Below are 16,614 nucleotides of genomic sequence, written 5' to 3' on the forward strand. Positions count from 1 at the left end.
GACTATACGTTGTAGGGCAGGATGCAAATAACTAACGAAGAGGTTTCTATGACAGCGAAATATGGCGTCAAACGTCGATTAGCGATTTTGGGTACTGCGATGATGGCGGCTTCCACCACCACATTCGCGGCAGAAAAACCGAATATTCTCGTCATTTGGGGTGACGACATTGGTCAATCTAATGTCAGTGCGTACACCTTTGGCTTAATGGGGTATCAAACTCCGAACATTGATAGCATCGCCAAAGAAGGCATGATGTTTACCGATTACTACGCAGAGCAATCTTGTACCGCAGGTCGCTCTACGTTCATTACAGGTCAAAGTGTACTGAGAACAGGCTTAAGTAAAGTAGGCTTGCCTGGTGCAGATATTGGCCTTCAAGCAGAAGATGCAACCATAGCTGAACTGCTTAAACCTATGGGTTACATGACAGGTCAATTTGGTAAAAACCACCTTGGCGATAAAGATGAGTTTCTTCCAACAGCGCACGGGTTTGACGAATTTTTTGGCAATCTTTATCACCTAAATGCTGAAGAAGAGCCTGAAAATGAAGATTACCCAACTGACCCAGAGTTTCGTAAGAAATTCGGCCCGCGTGGTGTTATCAAATCATTTGCTGACGGCAAGATTGAAGATACGGGCCCATTAACACGTAAGCGTATGGAAACCGTTGATGAAGAAACGCTCGATGCCGCGCTTGATTTTATGGATCGCGCAGTGAAAGCCGACAAGCCCTTCTTCGTTTGGTGGAATGCTACACGTATGCACTTTAGAACGCACGTGAAAGCGGACAGTAAAGGTGTGACAGGCGTTGGTAACTACGCTGATGGTATGGTGGAACACGATCGCCACGTTGGACAGCTACTGAAACAAGTCGACGAGTTGGGTATCAAAGATAACACGATTGTTTTCTACTCAACGGATAATGGTCCACACATGAACTCTTGGCCTGATGCGGGTACAACACCGTTCCGTGGTGAGAAAAACACCAACTGGGAAGGCGCATACCGTGTACCAGCAATGGTTCGTTGGCCAGGTAAGATTGAACCGGGCAGCGTTTCTAACGAAATTATGCACCACATGGATTGGATGCCAACCTTCGTTGCAGCCGCTGGTGATGATCAGATCAAAGAGAAACTGCTGAAAGGTCATACTGCAGGTGATAAAACGTTTAAGGTTCACCTAGATGGTTATAACTTCCTTCCTTACCTAACAGGCGAAGAAGAGAAAGGTCGTCGTCATGAGGTCTTCTACTTTACCGATGATGGTGATTTAGCAGCGCTTCGTTACAACCAATGGAAAGCGGTGTTCATGGAGCAGCGTGCAACGGGAACCATGCAGATTTGGTCAGAACCGTTCGTGACGTTACGTCTTCCTAAGCTGTTTAACCTGCGTATGGACCCATACGAAAACGCAGATATTACGTCGAACACCTATTATGACTGGTTGCTAGACCATGCTTATATGTTTGTTCCTGCTCAAGCGTATGTTGGCAAATTCTTAGAAACATTTGCTGAATACCCACCACGCCAAAAAGCAGCAAGCTTTAGCTTGGATCAGGTTATGGAAAAACTCCAAGAGAACCATAACAAGTAAGCTTTGGTTTGTTGCAACTGATAGCTTGATGAAACTGAAAACACAAAGAGCTCCTAGGAGCTCTTTTTTTATGCGCATATCGATGAGTAAATACCAGTCGTGAATATGAGTCACAACAATCAAGCTCACTGCCACTAAATAATTGTAAATTCATCGTTTTTACGTCTACCTTATTAAGCATAAGGATGTATAAAAACAAGGAATGTTATGTCTGCATGGTTGTGCTTGCTAGTGAACGGATTGAAACACCTGCGAGTTGCAGTATTATCCGCAATGTTGTCTTTACCTATGTTGTCGCTGCTCAGTTTCAATACGCATGCCAATGAACAGGCTTTATCCGTTGGATCAGAAGCTTCGCATACCAACTCTAAAGCAACGTATATTGGATCTGAAGCTTGTATCGACTGTCACACAGCAGAAGTGGAAGCGTGGCAAGGTTCTCATCATGATATGGCGATGAAGCACGCCGACGGTGAATCTGTGTTGGGCAACTTCGACGATCAAACCGTGACTCATAAAGGAAAGCCCAACCGTTTTTTTCGCAAAGGTGATGAGTTTTGGGTCAATATCGAAGGACCAGACGGTCAATTCAAAGATTACAAAATCAGCTATACCTTTGCCTTTGAACCTCTACAACAGTACATGGTTGAGTTTGAAGACGGGCGCGTACAGTTGATTCCTTTCGCTTGGGATTCTCGCAGTGAGGGCGAAGGCGGACAACGCTGGTTTCACCTCTATCCGGATACCACCAACACCGATGAGTTTTACTGGACCAATAGTGGTCAGAACTGGAACTTCATGTGTGCAGACTGCCATTCAACGAACCTAGAAAAGAACTACGACAGCGCAAGTAATACCTACAACACCACTTGGTCTGAGATTAATGTCGGTTGTGAAGCGTGTCATGGCCCTGCGAGTGAGCACGTTGAGCAAGCTCAGCTAGTCGAAGCTAAAGGTGGAAAAGATGCTCATGTCTCGGCGCATTACGGTTTTGACCGTGACTTGTCGAAGTCGGTGAAAGAGTGGATCTATCAAGAGGGTAATTCAACCCTGCAACCAAAAGACATCATTCATACCAACCAAGTTCAAACCTGTGCTCAGTGCCACAGCCGACGCACTCAGTTGAATGAAACGGGTGATCACGTTAATGGGTCATTCTTTGATAAATATCGTCTGAGTTTGATTACACCTGAGCTTTACCACAACGATGGCCAAATCTACGATGAAGATTACGTTTACGGCTCTTTCTTGCAATCAGTGATGGCAGAGAAAGGCGTCACTTGTACTAACTGTCACGATCCCCATACTGCAGAACTGAAAATTGCTGAAGAAGCTGTGTGTAGTCAATGTCACATTGCCTCTGAATACACGCCTGAAAAGCACACGTTCCATGAAGCCAATACCGAGGCTTCACAATGTACCACTTGTCACATGCCTGAAACGACGTACATGGAAGTCGATCCAAGGCGTGACCACAGCTGGCATATCCCACGTCCAGATATTAGCCAACATATTCAAACACCCAACGTGTGTACTAGCTGTCATGAAGACCAAACTGATCAATGGGCCGATCAACAAATCGGTAAATGGTTCCCAGATTCTAAGTATCGTACCCAACAACACTTTGCCGTTGCTTTTTATGCGGATTTAATAGGGCACAGAGGCGCAGAAGATGCATTGGCGTATTCGGCTCAAGACTCAAGTTTAAGCAATATCATTCGTGCTTCGAGCATAGAACGCTTGGGTGGCAACACGGGCAAGAACACGCTTATCTCATTGGCGAGAGCGGTGAAACACGATGATGAAATGATCCGCTTGGGTGTTGTGCAAGGCTCGTCGGGCTTCCCATTCACTGATCGCTGGCAGATATTAGAGCCACTATTGAAGGACCCTGTATTGTCGATTCGTTCAGAAACCGCAGGCGCGCTAGTACGTTACTGGGGAGAAATGAATCCGCTGCAGAAAGACCAAATCAAGCCGGCATTGGAAGAGTACATTGAGATACAACAATTCAATGCTGACAGAGGATTTGGTCGCACGAACTTAGGTAACGTTTATCGAGATTTAGGTCAGCACGACAAAGCGATTAAGTTTTATCAAGGCGCTATTGAAATTGAGCCTTACTTCGAAAACAGCTACGCCAACTTGGCTGATTTATATCGTGCACTTGGCGACGAGCCAAAGGCATTAGCGACATTGAAACAAGGTATTCAAGCGCAACCAAAATCGAGTGTGTTGCCATACAGCGCAGGGTTATCAATGCTGCGAGTGAAAGATTACAAACAGGCAACCAACTATCTAAAACAAGCGGCAGAAACCGCACAAACCGACCCTCAATATTGGTATGTGTACGGCTTGGCTTTAGAGAAGTCGGATGTACTTGCGGCAAGTAAGTCATTGCACAAGGCTTACCAATTCAGCCGTAATCCACAACACCTGTATGCACAGTGTGAAGTGTTGGCACGAAACAGCCATATACCGGGCGTACCAAAGGCGTTTGAGCAATGTATTTCATCATTGAGCAAAGTGGCACCGCCGGAAGCCATTAACCAATTGAAAGCTAGGTTTAAATAAAGCGATGAGGTGAGCTTGGCTATCGAGCTTGCTGCTTATTCCGCTTGTAACCAATTATCGCGTTTATAACTAATAGTTATGGGGCTTGTGAGTAGGATGTACGCAGCCAGATTGAATTAAGGGAAGACCTATGAACCATGCGCAACAAGCAATAAACCAACTGATTGAACAGACAGAGAAAAGTGTTATCGGTCAGAGTCACGTCGTTCGGGCTCTGGTAATCGGATTATTGACCAATGGCCATGTGCTTCTAGAAGGGCTTCCCGGCACTGCGAAAACACGCTCGGTCAAGTCGCTAGCGAATTTATTGAATACAAGCTTTGGCCGAATTCAGTTTACGCCTGACTTATTGCCATCAGATGTGACAGGTACTGAGGTGTATCAAGAGCTGGATGGTAAGCCTCAACTGCATTTCCAACCGGGTCCTATTTTCAACAGCATTGTTCTAGCCGATGAAGTGAACCGCGCGCCTGCCAAGGTACAAGCGGCGCTGCTTGAAGCGATGGCGGAAGGCACGATAACCGTGGGCGGCCAAACTCACGTCCTTCCTGACTTATTCATGGTGTTGGCGACTCAAAACCCAGTTGAACAAGAAGGTACGTATCCGCTACCTGAAGCGCAGATGGACCGTTTCATCATGAAAGTGACGGTCGATTACCCGGAAGACGAAGCGGAACGTGACATCATTCGACTAGTGCGTAGCGAAGAGTTAGGCAGCGAAACGAGCTCAGAGCTAGTCACACCGCAACACATCGAGCCTGAATTGGTGCTTGAAGCGCGTCGTCAGCTTCCTGAAATAGCGGTTTCTGATTTAGTCGAAAACTACATTGTTGCCTTAGTGATGGCGACACGTAAGCCAGAGCGTTACCCAGAATCAAATCTATCAAAGTGGATTGAAATTGGCTCAAGTCCACGTGCTTCAATCGCATTAGACAAATGTGCTCGCGCTTATGCATGGTTACAAGGACGTGACCATGTCACGCTAGATGATGTGCGAGCGATGCTACCTACTGTATTAGGTCATAGATTCTCACTCTCTTATGACGCTTTGGCCGATGGTGTTGACCATCAAAGAGTGGTTGAAGAACTGCTTGATAATGTTGAGATCGGATAATTAGGGGGCGTCATGGCGAAGCCAACACAAGCTCCCAAATCGCAAGGCCTTGATCTACGCTTATACTGCGACTATTCAAGGTTAGTGCGAATACAGGCTCAAGCTGAGTCGTTTTCTCTGTTGCCTCATCTAAAGGCTGGCAGTGTATTGTCGGGTCGACATAATTCTCTATTCCGTGGTCGTGGGTTGAACTTCGAAGAGTTGCGTCATTACCAACTGGGTGATGATATTCGCAATCTCGATTGGAAAGTTACCATGCGCACGGGTAAGCCTCATGTTCGCAGCTATACCGAAGAGAAAGACCGAAATGTGATGATCTGCGTCGATCAGCGCAGTTCGATGTTCTTTGCATCTCAAAACACCATGAAATCCGTTGTGGCTGCCGAAGTGGCAGCATTGTGTGGATGGCGAGTGCTGAAAGATGGCGACCGTGTTGGCTTCGTTTTAGCCTCACCTCAAAAACTCTTTCATACCAAAGCACAGCGCTCACAGTCTGACTTACTTGCTCAACTTAAGCACCTTACTAAAGCGAATCAAAGCTTAGGTGTGAGTGTGAGTGACAGCGAGGGTGTCGGGTTCAGTCAATGGATTGAACTGATCAAGCATATGAGGCTAAAACAGTCGACCTTAATCTTTATTAGCGATTGGCGTGACTGCCAAGAACAACACCTTGATCGACTCAAGCAGCTACAGCAGCATAACGACATCCTTGCCATTATGGTGACCGATCCCTTAGAGCAATCACTGCCTCATGATCTTGCTAGTGCGAACTGGGTGGTGGGTGATGGTCGTTTTCAGCTCAATCTCGATAGCCAATCTAAGGTTAACCTTGCGAGCGAGAGCCTTGCTCAAAAAGCGGCACTTCAAAAACAATCCCTTGCTAAATTAATGGCGATGAAAAACCTTCCTTATATCGAATTAGACACATCAGGATCTCATATCTCACAGCTTCAAAAGTTAGTAGGAGGGCGCTAAATGGCCGTTGAACATACGCCTCCTAGTACTTATATCCTTCGCGAACTGCGCGATGTGACGATTCCTGACAGCGTGAGCTGGTTTCCCCAAACGATCGGTTGGAAGATCCTCGGCGTTGCCTTGTTATTGGTCGCGTTCTATCTGGCTTATCGCTTGGCGTTAAGGTGGTGGAATAATCGTTATCGTAAAGAAGCCCTTAAAGAACTCATGGTATTGGATGCTCGAGACAAAAACTCAACCGAGCGAACCTTCAAGGTACTCAAAGTGGTACTTCGTTATCTAGACAGCGGCAATGCTAAGTTGTTTGGTCAAGCCTATGTAAACCGCTTGAACGCTTACCTTCCTGTTAACGCTGGTAAGAGTACAAAGAGTAATGCGTTCTTTACCGATGAAGTCTCGGGGTTATGGATGCAAAGCTTAATTGACCCAAAGGTGCGTTTGACTTTTGAACAGCGTTTAGAGGTAATTCAAACCGCGATGATGTGGTTAAAACTTCATAAATCCGATGTACAAACAAAACCGAATGTACAAGCGACAACAGAGGGGCAAGATAATGTTTGATAGTTTATCTGCCAGCTTTGAGTTCGCGCATCCATTGTGGTTTATCGCGTTACCGTTGCCTTTGTTGGTCTACTTGGCTGTACCTGCTTATCGCACCAAGCAAATGGCCATTAAGGTGCCATTTTTCAGTGAGTTGGTAGAAGCGATTGGCGAGGCACCATCCGAGGGTGCAAGCCAGTTAACACCAAGTTGGTGGCAACGCACCACGTTGATTATTACTTGGGTATTAGTGGTTTGCGCGTTAGCTAAACCAACCATCTTAGGTGAGCCACAAGTTCGTGAACAATTGGGCCGTGATGTCATGGTGGTTGTCGATTTGTCGGGCTCAATGGCGGAACAAGATTTTACCTCTAAACAAGGGGACAAAATCTCGCGTTTAGATGCAACTAAAGAGGTGTTAGCTGACTTTGCTAAAACTCGAAAGGGCGACCGATTAGGATTAATTCTGTTTGGTGACGCGGCATTTGTACAAACTCCATTCACTGCCGACCAAGATGTGTGGCTTGAACTACTCAATCAAACCGACGTGGCAATGGCTGGGCAAAGTACGCATTTAGGTGATGCCATTGGCTTAGCGATTAAGGTGTTTGAACAAAGCGAAAAGCAAAGTGCTGCGGTTCAAGATTCAAGCATTGATGCTAAAGCAAAAGAGAAAGTAGTGATTGTGCTAACCGATGGTAATGACACTGGCAGCTTTGTTGAACCTATCGATGCGGCCAAAGTGGCTAAGGCGAAAGGCGTTCGTATTCACGTTATCGCTATGGGTGATCCGCAAACCGTGGGCGAAGTGGCTTTGGATATGGAGACCATCAACCGTGTGGCTCAAGAGTCTGGTGGCGAATCTTTTGAAGCACTTAACCGTGATGAGCTGACTAAAGCTTACGCTCAAATTGGTGAACTAGAGCCTCAGCTGTATGAGAGCACGACTTATCGTCCTAAACAGGGATTACACCATTACTTGATGGTCATTGTTGTTGTGATGTATTTGACTGCGTTCAGTTTAGCAACAATCCGCCGACGCTCGCTTTTGGCTTCTTCAATGAAAGGTTTGGAAGGAGAGAACGATGCCTGATTCTCTCATGTTGCAACAGTTCTTTACTCAGTTTCACTTTATCAGACCATTGTGGTTGTTGGCCTTTATTCCGATGTTCTTCTTGTTATGGGTTCGTTGGAGAGAAGAGACCAAACCAACGTGGAAAGACATTCTGCCTGCCCATTTACGAGATGCATTGACCATCGGTGAAACCGGTTGGCGCAAACAATTACCACTAAAGCTATTAATGGTGATTGTGACCATCGCCATTATTATCTGTTCAGGCCCAACATGGCAGCGTGAAGCTTCGCCTTTTGGTGAAGACAAAGCCTCAATGTTAGTGGTGCTTGATAACAGTGACTCCATGTTGGCGAAAGACTTACCACCAAGTCGCTTGGAACGCTCTAAACAGAAAATTAAAGACTTACTCGCAGCGCGCAAAGGCGGTAATACAGGTTTGGTCGTATACGCAGGCAGTGCGCATGTCGCGATGCCTGTGACTCAAGACAGCAAAGTATTTGAACCATTTCTGGCGGCTATCACTCCGGACATCATGCCGGTATCCGGTAAGTCAGCGGAAGAGGCATTGCCACTCATCAATCAACAATTGTCGGGCGAGCTAGGTTCGTCAGTGTTGTTGGTATCAGATGGTGTGAACCCAACTACCATCAGGGCGTTCGAAAGCTTCTTTAATGACAATCCGTATCAGTTGCTCATTCTAGCGGCAGGAAATAGCAATGTGGTGAGCGATAATCCAGTCGATCTCGATTCATTGCGTAGCCTAGCGAGCAAGACGGGCGGACGACTGATCGAAGTGACTGTTGATAATTCCGATATCCAACAACTCAACAAAGCGGTTGAAAGAAACATGCAACTTAACGGTGAATCTTCAATGCCTTGGAAAGACATGGGATACGGCCTGCTTATCCCGATGGCGATCATCATGTTGTTGTGGTTTAGAAAAGGGTGGTTGGTTCAATGGTGTGTGGTTGGCGTTTTGATTACAGGCAGCGTGTATTCTCCGCACACTTTGGCGAAAACTGTCAGTTTAACTGCTGACAAGCCCGTAGTTGAAGAGTCCTTGACGGCTTGGGATAAAACAGCCCAATGGTGGTGGGATTTATGGTTAACGCCTGATCAGCAAGGACAGCGTTTATTGAATCAAAAGGAATACCTTGAAGCGGCAAAGCACTTTAAAGACCCCATGAGAAAGGGCGCGGCTTATTACTATGCTCGTGATTTTAAGTTAGCTCATAACGCCTTTTTACAAACCAAAACCGATTATGGTTTGTATAACGCCGCAAGTGCATTGGCTCGACAGCGTGAGTATCTTGCTGCTCGTGATCTACTGAAATCATTGAGTGAGAAGCCCGATCTGTCGCCAGAACTGAAAGCCGATATAGAAAATAACTTAGCGGTTTTGAGTGGCATTGTCGAAGAGGTTAATCGCACCAGTGAAAGCCAATCAGGCACCACCGACGGCCCTGAAGAATCTTTAGAGCTGGAGGATGACCAGCCGCGCACGGGTGATGGTGCAGAAGAAGAAACGGTAGCGGAATTAATGTTAAAGGAAACACTTAACGCCAATGAGATTTTGGGTAGCCAAGAGCTCGCCGACAAGTGGTTGAAGCGCGTTGAAGCCGATCCCAAGTTCTTCTTGAAGTCGAAATTTCAAATTCAGTTAAGAGATCCTACGCCTTCTATCGAGCAGTCGTCAAAACAAGAACAGGCACCAAAACAGGAGCAAACACAATGAGTCGACATGATTTAGCTCTTGAAGCGGTTCAAGCAAAGGCAGGGCACTTAGAGTCTTTCAAATTAACCAAGACCTTGCTTGTGTCCATGGTTCTATTGATTAGCACTGTTTTCCCTACTCTTGCTTCTGCGGCTGATATCTATGATCTGCAGAGGAGTGGTGATGTTGAATTGGTCGCTTGGGTCGGTGAAAAACCGAAGTCTGGCGACAAGATTACACCTGCAAAAGTAAGCGTTAATGAGCAAGTGATTCTGACCATTGAGGTGGCGACGCCACGTTGGCTAACCGGGGGGACTCGAATTGGCAGCATCGAAATCCCGAATGTGATTGCCAAGCAGCGAAATCAACTTGCGACCAACTACACAGAGCGAGTAGGTGGCACAACATGGTCACGCCAACGCTGGGAAGTGACGCTTTATCCGATGACTTCGGGCGAATTCGTGATTCCGACTGTGCCTGTTCGTATTCAAGTGTCAGCTCCTGATGGTTCAAACGTTGGTGGTACACTTTATACGCAACCCATTAAGTTTGAAGCCTCACTACCTTCAGGTTTATTAAGTGATGAATCACCTTGGTTTTCTGCAACAAATGTGGATGTTGAACAGCAATGGCAACGTTCGAATGAAAACTTGAAAGTGGGTGATGCGGTTACTCGTACCGTGACGATCAAAGCCAAAGACAGCTTGTCTGTGTTACTGCCAGATGTGTTGTCTAATGAATCGACTCAACAATATCAAGCTTACCCACAGCCTAATCGTTTAGACGATACACAAGAACGTGGTGATTACCGTTCTAGTCGAGTTGAAGAAACGGTTTATGTAATTCAACAAGGTGGCGAATTTACCTTGCCAGATTTTTCATTTCAGTGGTGGGACAGTAAGAATCAACGTCTTGAAAGTGTTGTCATAAAGGGTGAGATGTTTGAAGCAAAACACACGCTCCAATCCTTCATCAAGGCTTATATGTCAGTCTTTATCAGTGTGGGTTTGGCATTGGTGTTGTGTGTTGCGTTGTTTGTGTCTTTGAAGCGTTATTACAAGAACCGACCAACACCGAGTTGGTTGGTATTCCGTCGTTTGCTTAAGCAAGGTAATTGGTCTGCATTGAGAACCTTTATCTATCGTCAGTTACGAACTCAGACGACTCAGCTAGAACTGAGTAAAGCGCAACTGGGTAAATTGAATGGACAAAAACGTTGGGTGGAAGACAGCGAAGCACTTCAACAAGGGCGTGAAGATAAAAACGTATTTACTCGCTTGTGGAGAGGGTTACGCAACCTGCCTAGTGACCAATCAAACTCAAGCAATTCTCGTTCAATTTTCGCCCGCTTGAAAATCCCTAAAGCCTTGCCAGACTTAAAAGATAGAACTAAGTAGCAAACTTTAGTTATTCGCATCGAACATAATCGGCAGGTTCTCTACTATAGGGAACCTGCTTCTTTAATATGGAACTGTATGAAAAGTACCGAGCTCAATTTAATTCCTATATTTGTTGCTATCTATGAAGAGCAGAACTTATCAAGAGCTGCTAATCGCATGGATATAAGCCAACCGGCTGTGAGCAAAGCGCTTGCAAGGTTGAGAGATATCTATGACGAGCCACTGTTTCACCGAACCACTTCAGGCGTAGAGCCAACCACATTCGCTATTGATATCTATCCTGCAATGGCCGCTGCACTTAAAAACTTTACGTCTACCTTATCCGCATCAAGAGACTTCGACCCTAAAACCTCTGCCCGTGTGTTTTCTATTGCCTGCGTCTCGGCGGCGAGTTATGAAATGATGCCAAGAGTGATGCAGCTAATCAGCCAGGTTGCCCCAGGTATCGCGCTCGAAGTTCACCCTCTATTTACGGAAGATTACGAGTCTGATTTAAGGCTCCAAAGACACGATGTGATTGTCGATATGACGCCAAAAGGAAGAACCATGCTTAAGCATGAGGTGATTTCTACAGAGGAGTTAGTGGTGGTGTGTCGCCAAGATCATCCTATAGTTGGCGATACTATCGACATGGAACAGTTCCTGTCACTAGAGCATGTGGTTGTTTCTCGTTGGCATGCACGTAAAAGCTTATTGAGCTCTGAACACTACAGTGACCTAGAGAAACGCAGAATAGTCTATCGTGCTGCGGGTGTTGTTGAAATGCTACCAGTTATTGAAGGTTCAGATTACATCGGCGTGTTACCGATTTCATCGGTGCGTTGTTTTGCTAAAAAGTACGCTGTAAAAACACTGCCGTTGCCATTCAAGTTGGAAGACCTCGATATGTGTATGATCTGGCATCCAAGTCGTACTAACGAACCGAGCCACAAGTGGTTGCGTGCTAAGATCAAAGCGGCAGCCAAGGACACATCAAGTTAGCCCCAAAAGGACATAACAATGGACAGTATTCGCGCGATTTTAAATGGAAAGAAAGCCAATATCCCCGAGTTAAGACAAGCAGTCTTTGCGGCAAGGGATAAGGATATCGACCTGCAAGTGAGAGTCACTTGGGAATCGTCGGATATGTTTCGTTTAGTCAGTGAGGCGATATGCGATGGTGTGAAGCGACTGATTGTCGCTGGTGGCGATGGAACGGTAAATGAAGCCGTAAATGCGCTTAACCAGTTCCGTGCTAGCGAGAGGCCGCAACTGGCGATTATTCCGATGGGAACAGCGAATGACTTTGCGACCGCGACCGGAATTCCTAGCGATATTGCTCAGGCGTTTACGCTTGCTTTAGAAGGGAAGGCGTTCGCGGTCGACAGTGTTCGTGCCAATGATCGTTACTTCATGAACGTTGCTGCGGCAGGCTTTGGCGCGGAAGTGACGGCCGAAACGCCCGTTGAACTTAAAGACTTTCTTGGTGGCGGCGCATACACGCTAACAGGTGTCGTCAAAGCGCTAGGTTTTAAACCTTACAGCGGCACCTTGACCATAGATAAAGGCACTTTTACTGGCGAAATTCTGGTCGGAGCGTTTTGTAATGGTCGCCTCGCAGGTGGCGGGCAAGAACTTGCACCCAATGCGCTAATTGATGATGGCTTGATGGATCTTACTTTAGTTAAAGCCTTTGTAGCGTCTGACTTACCGAAAGTCATCGAAGAGCTCAAACACCCCGCTGACGACGGTAAATACATTGTTCACACTCAAGCACGTTGGTTAGAGATAGATTTCCCGCAATCATTGCCGATTAACTTAGACGGCGAACCTTATCGTTCAAACCAGATTCGCTTTGGGGTTATGCCTTCGAGTATCAGCTTGGTGCTGCCTGACGACAGCCCTTGTCTGGTAAAAAATCAGTAAACAACTTCTATTGAGTACACGGAGTGATTGAACGATTGGGTCATTCACTCCGCTAGGGTTCGTTATGCCTCTTTTTGCGTTTGCTCTGAGTTGAGTAAGAAGTAAGACACCCAATCATCAGTCGGCAATGGCCTTGCGAAGAAATAGCCTTGCGCGTATTTACAACCTATCTGACGCAGAGCCTTTACGTGGTTCTGCGTTTCAAGCCCTTCAGCAATCACTGAAAAATCGAGTATTTGTGCGAGTTTTAATACCGCACAGGTGATCTCGTAATCAACCTTAGATGAGTTGATGTCTTCAATAAAGCTTCGATCAAGTTTGACGCAGTCTGCGGACAGGTTTTTCAACACAGATAGTGAGGAGTAACCGGTACCAAAGTCATCAATGGCAATCTTATAGCCCTTGGAATGAAGCACTTCTATAGTTCTCGAACAGGTTTCGAAATCTCGCATCATGTCTCTTTCTGTTATCTCAAGTAATAGTTGATGTGGCTGACAATCTGTCTCATCTAGTATCACTTGGAGCTGCTCGGCAAGGTCGGTCATGTAAAACATTCGAGCAGAGAAGTTAATTGAGAAAGTTACCCCCTCCAAGTCGATTCCAGCGCGTTGCCACTCGGTGATGAGGTTGGCTACTTTTTTAAATACCCACTTATCAATGTCGATAATAAGGTCACTCTTTTCTGCGACTTCCAGAAAACCAGCCGGAGGCAATAGGCCCAATTTAGGATGTCGCCAACGAACAAGCGCTTCTGCGCCAATGATGTCTTGCGTGTCCAGGTCGATTTTTGGCTGGAAGAACACTTCTAATTCGTCATTAGCAATGGCCTGATGCAAGCCCATGTTGGTTTCGATGAGATCATTGACTTCATGAGTCATCTTATCGGCATAGACGCGATATTGGTCTCTGCCATTACGTTTGGCGTGATACATGGCAGTATCTGCATTTCTGATTAAAGTTTCACCACTTGAGCCATGAGTAGGGTACTCACACACGCCTATACTCGCTGCAACGAATATCGAGTTGTTGTCGGCATAGTAAGGTTTGCGGAGTGATTGGTTTAGGCGGTCTGCCAGTTGTTCACCTTCACTTAAGCTGATGTCAGAGAACACGACCATAAACTCATCGCCGCCCATTCGTGCGACGAAGCCATTGTTGCCAACAAGCGTGGTCAAAATATTTGATACGTTGATCAAAAGGTTGTCACCTTGCCCGTGTCCTAGCGAGTCATTGATGGTTTTAAACTCATCAATATCCAGATAGAGCAGTAAGAAAAATGAGTTATGTTCTCGAGACCGTTTAATCTCCTCATCTAATCTCTTCGTAGCTAACAGTCGGTTTGCTAAACCTGTTAACGGATCGTGGTGGGCAAGAAAGTCGAAGTTCTTTTTCTCTTCAGTTAGGTCCAAGTAAGCTTCAGATAGCCTACCTGCCATGTCATTGTAGGCTTTCTCTAAATGAGACCATTCATCGCTTCTACCAAGCGCGATAGGCTCTTTTAGGCTGCCAGACTCCAAACGATCGAAACCATGCTTGAGTGCATTGAGTGGTTTTTGAATATGGTGTCTGACGACATGGTTAAGTAACAGCAGGGACAAGATAACGGCCGAAAAGCTGATGATAATCGCGTTAAAGCGGGATTCACCGATCTCTTCTTCAAGTTGAGCAGTGAGAGCCAGAGCTTGGTTTTGAACCCGAGACTCTGTATTTTCTACCATTTCTAACAGATCGCTTTGTGCATCCAATAGAGAAGCCATGACCAGCCAACGTTGTTCCAAGTTGGCACGAATTCGTTTAAGTGCCGCGTTATAGCGTTTAACCGTTTTCTGAATTTTTTGCTTCTCGCTGATTACCGCTGCTGTTTCTATATCAACGTTTTCTAAGTGTAGTAAGAAGATATCTAGCTCTTTTTCGACTTTGATTAACAGCACTTTTTCTGTTTCTGGTGTAATGCGACTGTGAATGTCACCGACCATTTTTCCGGAAGTCAGAAAAGACTCTCTCAGCATGTTCATCAGATCCAACTCATTGTTGTATCGGATAAAGTCATTTTGATTGAGGTGCTTGAGCTTACTGTCAGCAATAGCAAACTCCAGCTTATTAAGTTGGGCTGCTAGAGTGGCATCAATTTGATTGGTTTGTTTTAAGATTCGATTAAGCGCAAGTGAACTTCCTAAGAAACGGTGGAAGTTGTCGATAAAGGCATCTATTTTCTGTGAAAACCCTTCATTGGTCGACAAATCTCTTAGTTTTTGCAGCTGGAAATCAACGTTAAAAGCCTCTTCAGACAAGGTATTCTCGCTGAATAGAAAGGTCTGTTCGAGTAGTTTTACTCGAGAGGTCAAGGTAAAAACTCGTCGACTTATCTCGGAATTTACAATTAACTCAGAGACATGTGTAGAGGTTTCTGTTTTAAGCGTTGACTCGACATAATACAAAGAGCGAATTACTATGATCACCGCGAAGCTTACGATAAGTAGTGATATTAAGTTGGATATTATGAAGCGCTGGGTAATGTTAATTTGATTGAATTTCATTGTGGCTTCCAAATATTAAGATACGCTTCGCGGTAGCCATTCTTAGGGTCATAAATGCCAGTCGTTTCGTTGTTAATAAGCTCTGCTACGTTCTTTGGCGTGACGAGATGAACAGGCGCAGAATAACCACTAGGCGGCATGTTATTAAACGCTCTGTTGAGTTCGTCAACGATTTGCCAACCTTGTAGGTATAGAGGCTCAGGAACGGTCGCAGACTGGAACCTGTCTCTGTTGATTCTTTTGTACGCCGCTTTACTGCCATCGCCTGCCGAAATATTATTGGGAATCAATTTGTTATCTTCGACTTTCGATTCTAAGGAGGGGATGGCATAGTCGATATATAGGTCGTTAATCGCTAAAATATGGGTGATGTTGTCACCATGTTTTTTATCAAGCATCTTCAAGGTAGACGGCATTTTTTGGTCGATCTGATCGAGTGGAAGGTAGATCAGCTCAAGCACATCACACTGGCGGCACTGTTTGATGGTATCCACCATTGCATTTGCTTTTATCATCGCAATTTCGTAATTTGGGTCGGTGAAAACCACAATTTTGGCTTGGCCTTTTGAGTTAACAATAGACAATAAAGCAGCGATTTCTGCTACATCCAGAGGATCGGTTGTGATGTTAGTAAACAGACCAATTTCAGGATTTCCACCCGCTAATTCTGTGGCGTGCCATCCAATGATGGTGATGCCCAAATCTTGGGCTTGTTTTAGGATCTCTTGATGACGTACTGCATCAATACCACCAAGCACAATGGCATCGGGGTGAAAGCCGATTGCTTTTCTAATGGCTGCCCCTTGGCGAACCTCAGATCCTAAACCATCGATAAAACGTAGGTGCCAATCAATTTTTGAAATCGCTTCAGATAGGCCTTTCCCCACACCATAAACACCACCGTTACGCAGGTCCGATGCAACAAAAATGATGCTTTTTTCATGGCGTACCGCAGGGCCTGCAGTTGGTCCTCCCCAAGTGGTTTGGTTAGACACCGCACGCGTAACCTTGTTTTCTGCGTATTTGAAAAATACGTCTTCTGGGTACCCTGCAAAACTTGTTGAGCTGCAAGTGATAGCAAGCAATGCACTTGCAAAGTTAAATATTTTATTCATCAGCCTTATAAAAGTTCTTTAAATTATTATCGCCCTATATTTATAATATTGTTAATAAACATTCAAACA

12 protein-coding genes are annotated in these 16,614 nt (G+C 45.5%); 10 read left to right on the plus strand and 2 right to left on the minus strand.

The window, feature by feature from the left end:
* Positions 1-48 precede the first annotated feature (48 nt).
* The 10 genes from L0992_16225 to yegS all read left to right on the plus strand — a co-directional run bounded on the left by L0992_16225 (position 49) and on the right by yegS (position 12,893).
* Complete coding sequence (locus L0992_16225) at positions 49-1,596, plus strand: arylsulfatase (protein ID XGB69594.1); 1,548 nt, start codon at positions 49-51, stop codon at positions 1,594-1,596.
* Between the two features lie 207 nt (positions 1,597-1,803).
* Complete coding sequence (locus L0992_16230; protein XGB69595.1) at positions 1,804-4,170, plus strand: tetratricopeptide repeat protein; 2,367 nt, start codon at positions 1,804-1,806, stop codon at positions 4,168-4,170.
* A gap of 130 nt (positions 4,171-4,300) precedes the next feature.
* Positions 4,301-5,284 carry a MoxR family ATPase gene (locus L0992_16235; GenBank protein XGB69596.1) on the plus strand — a complete coding sequence of 328 codons (984 nt, stop codon included), beginning with the start codon at positions 4,301-4,303 and terminating at the stop codon, positions 5,282-5,284.
* Positions 5,285-5,296: 12 nt separating this feature from the next.
* Positions 5,297-6,259, plus strand: a complete 963-nt coding sequence (locus L0992_16240; protein ID XGB69597.1) for a DUF58 domain-containing protein — start codon at positions 5,297-5,299, stop codon at positions 6,257-6,259.
* Positions 6,260-6,820 carry a DUF4381 domain-containing protein gene (locus tag L0992_16245; protein ID XGB69598.1) on the plus strand — a complete coding sequence of 187 codons (561 nt, stop codon included), beginning with the start codon at positions 6,260-6,262 and terminating at the stop codon, positions 6,818-6,820.
* A complete protein-coding gene (locus tag L0992_16250; GenBank protein ID XGB69599.1) occupies positions 6,813-7,892 on the plus strand; it encodes a VWA domain-containing protein in 1,080 nt (359 codons plus the stop codon). Before L0992_16245 ends, L0992_16250 begins: the two co-directional genes overlap by 8 nt.
* Complete coding sequence (locus L0992_16255) at positions 7,885-9,609, plus strand: VWA domain-containing protein (protein ID XGB69600.1); 1,725 nt, start codon at positions 7,885-7,887, stop codon at positions 9,607-9,609. The genes L0992_16250 and L0992_16255 overlap by 8 nt, the downstream gene beginning before the upstream one ends.
* Positions 9,606-10,985 (plus strand): BatD family protein, encoded by a 1,380-nt coding sequence (locus L0992_16260; GenBank protein XGB69601.1) that lies wholly within the window; start codon positions 9,606-9,608, stop codon positions 10,983-10,985. The genes L0992_16255 and L0992_16260 overlap by 4 nt, the downstream gene beginning before the upstream one ends.
* 78 nt (positions 10,986-11,063) lie before the next feature.
* Entirely contained in the window at positions 11,064-11,969 is a 906-nt protein-coding gene (locus L0992_16265) for a LysR family transcriptional regulator (protein ID XGB69602.1), read from the plus strand.
* An 18-nt stretch (positions 11,970-11,987) separates the two neighbouring features.
* Positions 11,988-12,893 carry a lipid kinase YegS gene (yegS, locus tag L0992_16270; GenBank protein XGB69603.1) on the plus strand — a complete coding sequence of 302 codons (906 nt, stop codon included), beginning with the start codon at positions 11,988-11,990 and terminating at the stop codon, positions 12,891-12,893.
* Between the two features lie 62 nt (positions 12,894-12,955).
* Here the strand turns inward: yegS and L0992_16275 are convergent, their stop codons facing one another.
* Together L0992_16275 and L0992_16280 are read right to left on the minus strand one after the other, a co-directional pair.
* Positions 12,956-15,430: an EAL domain-containing protein gene (locus tag L0992_16275; protein XGB69604.1), complete on the minus strand. Its 2,475-nt coding sequence runs from the start codon at positions 15,428-15,430 to the stop codon at positions 12,956-12,958.
* Positions 15,427-16,545 carry a substrate-binding domain-containing protein gene (locus tag L0992_16280; GenBank protein XGB69605.1) on the minus strand — a complete coding sequence of 373 codons (1,119 nt, stop codon included), beginning with the start codon at positions 16,543-16,545 and terminating at the stop codon, positions 15,427-15,429. Before L0992_16280 ends, L0992_16275 begins: the two co-directional genes overlap by 4 nt.
* Between the last annotated feature and the right edge of the window lie 69 nt (positions 16,546-16,614).

This window comes from Vibrio pomeroyi, from assembly GCA_041879425.1.
Lineage (GTDB): Bacteria > Pseudomonadota > Gammaproteobacteria > Enterobacterales > Vibrionaceae > Vibrio > Vibrio pomeroyi_A.

Coding starts and splice junctions, on each gene's coding strand:
- L0992_16225 (XGB69594.1), top strand. CDS start 49: ATGACAGCGAAATATGGCGTCAAACGTCGATTAGCGATTTTGGGTACT.
- L0992_16230 (XGB69595.1), top strand. CDS start 1,804: ATGTCTGCATGGTTGTGCTTGCTAGTGAACGGATTGAAACACCTGCGA.
- L0992_16235 (XGB69596.1), top strand. CDS start 4,301: ATGAACCATGCGCAACAAGCAATAAACCAACTGATTGAACAGACAGAG.
- L0992_16240 (XGB69597.1), top strand. CDS start 5,297: ATGGCGAAGCCAACACAAGCTCCCAAATCGCAAGGCCTTGATCTACGC.
- L0992_16245 (XGB69598.1), top strand. CDS start 6,260: ATGGCCGTTGAACATACGCCTCCTAGTACTTATATCCTTCGCGAACTG.
- L0992_16250 (XGB69599.1), top strand. CDS start 6,813: ATGTTTGATAGTTTATCTGCCAGCTTTGAGTTCGCGCATCCATTGTGG.
- L0992_16255 (XGB69600.1), top strand. CDS start 7,885: ATGCCTGATTCTCTCATGTTGCAACAGTTCTTTACTCAGTTTCACTTT.
- L0992_16260 (XGB69601.1), top strand. CDS start 9,606: ATGAGTCGACATGATTTAGCTCTTGAAGCGGTTCAAGCAAAGGCAGGG.
- L0992_16265 (XGB69602.1), top strand. CDS start 11,064: ATGAAAAGTACCGAGCTCAATTTAATTCCTATATTTGTTGCTATCTAT.
- yegS (XGB69603.1), top strand. CDS start 11,988: ATGGACAGTATTCGCGCGATTTTAAATGGAAAGAAAGCCAATATCCCC.
- L0992_16275 (XGB69604.1), bottom strand. CDS start 15,430: ATGAAATTCAATCAAATTAACATTACCCAGCGCTTCATAATATCCAAC.
- L0992_16280 (XGB69605.1), bottom strand. CDS start 16,545: ATGAATAAAATATTTAACTTTGCAAGTGCATTGCTTGCTATCACTTGC.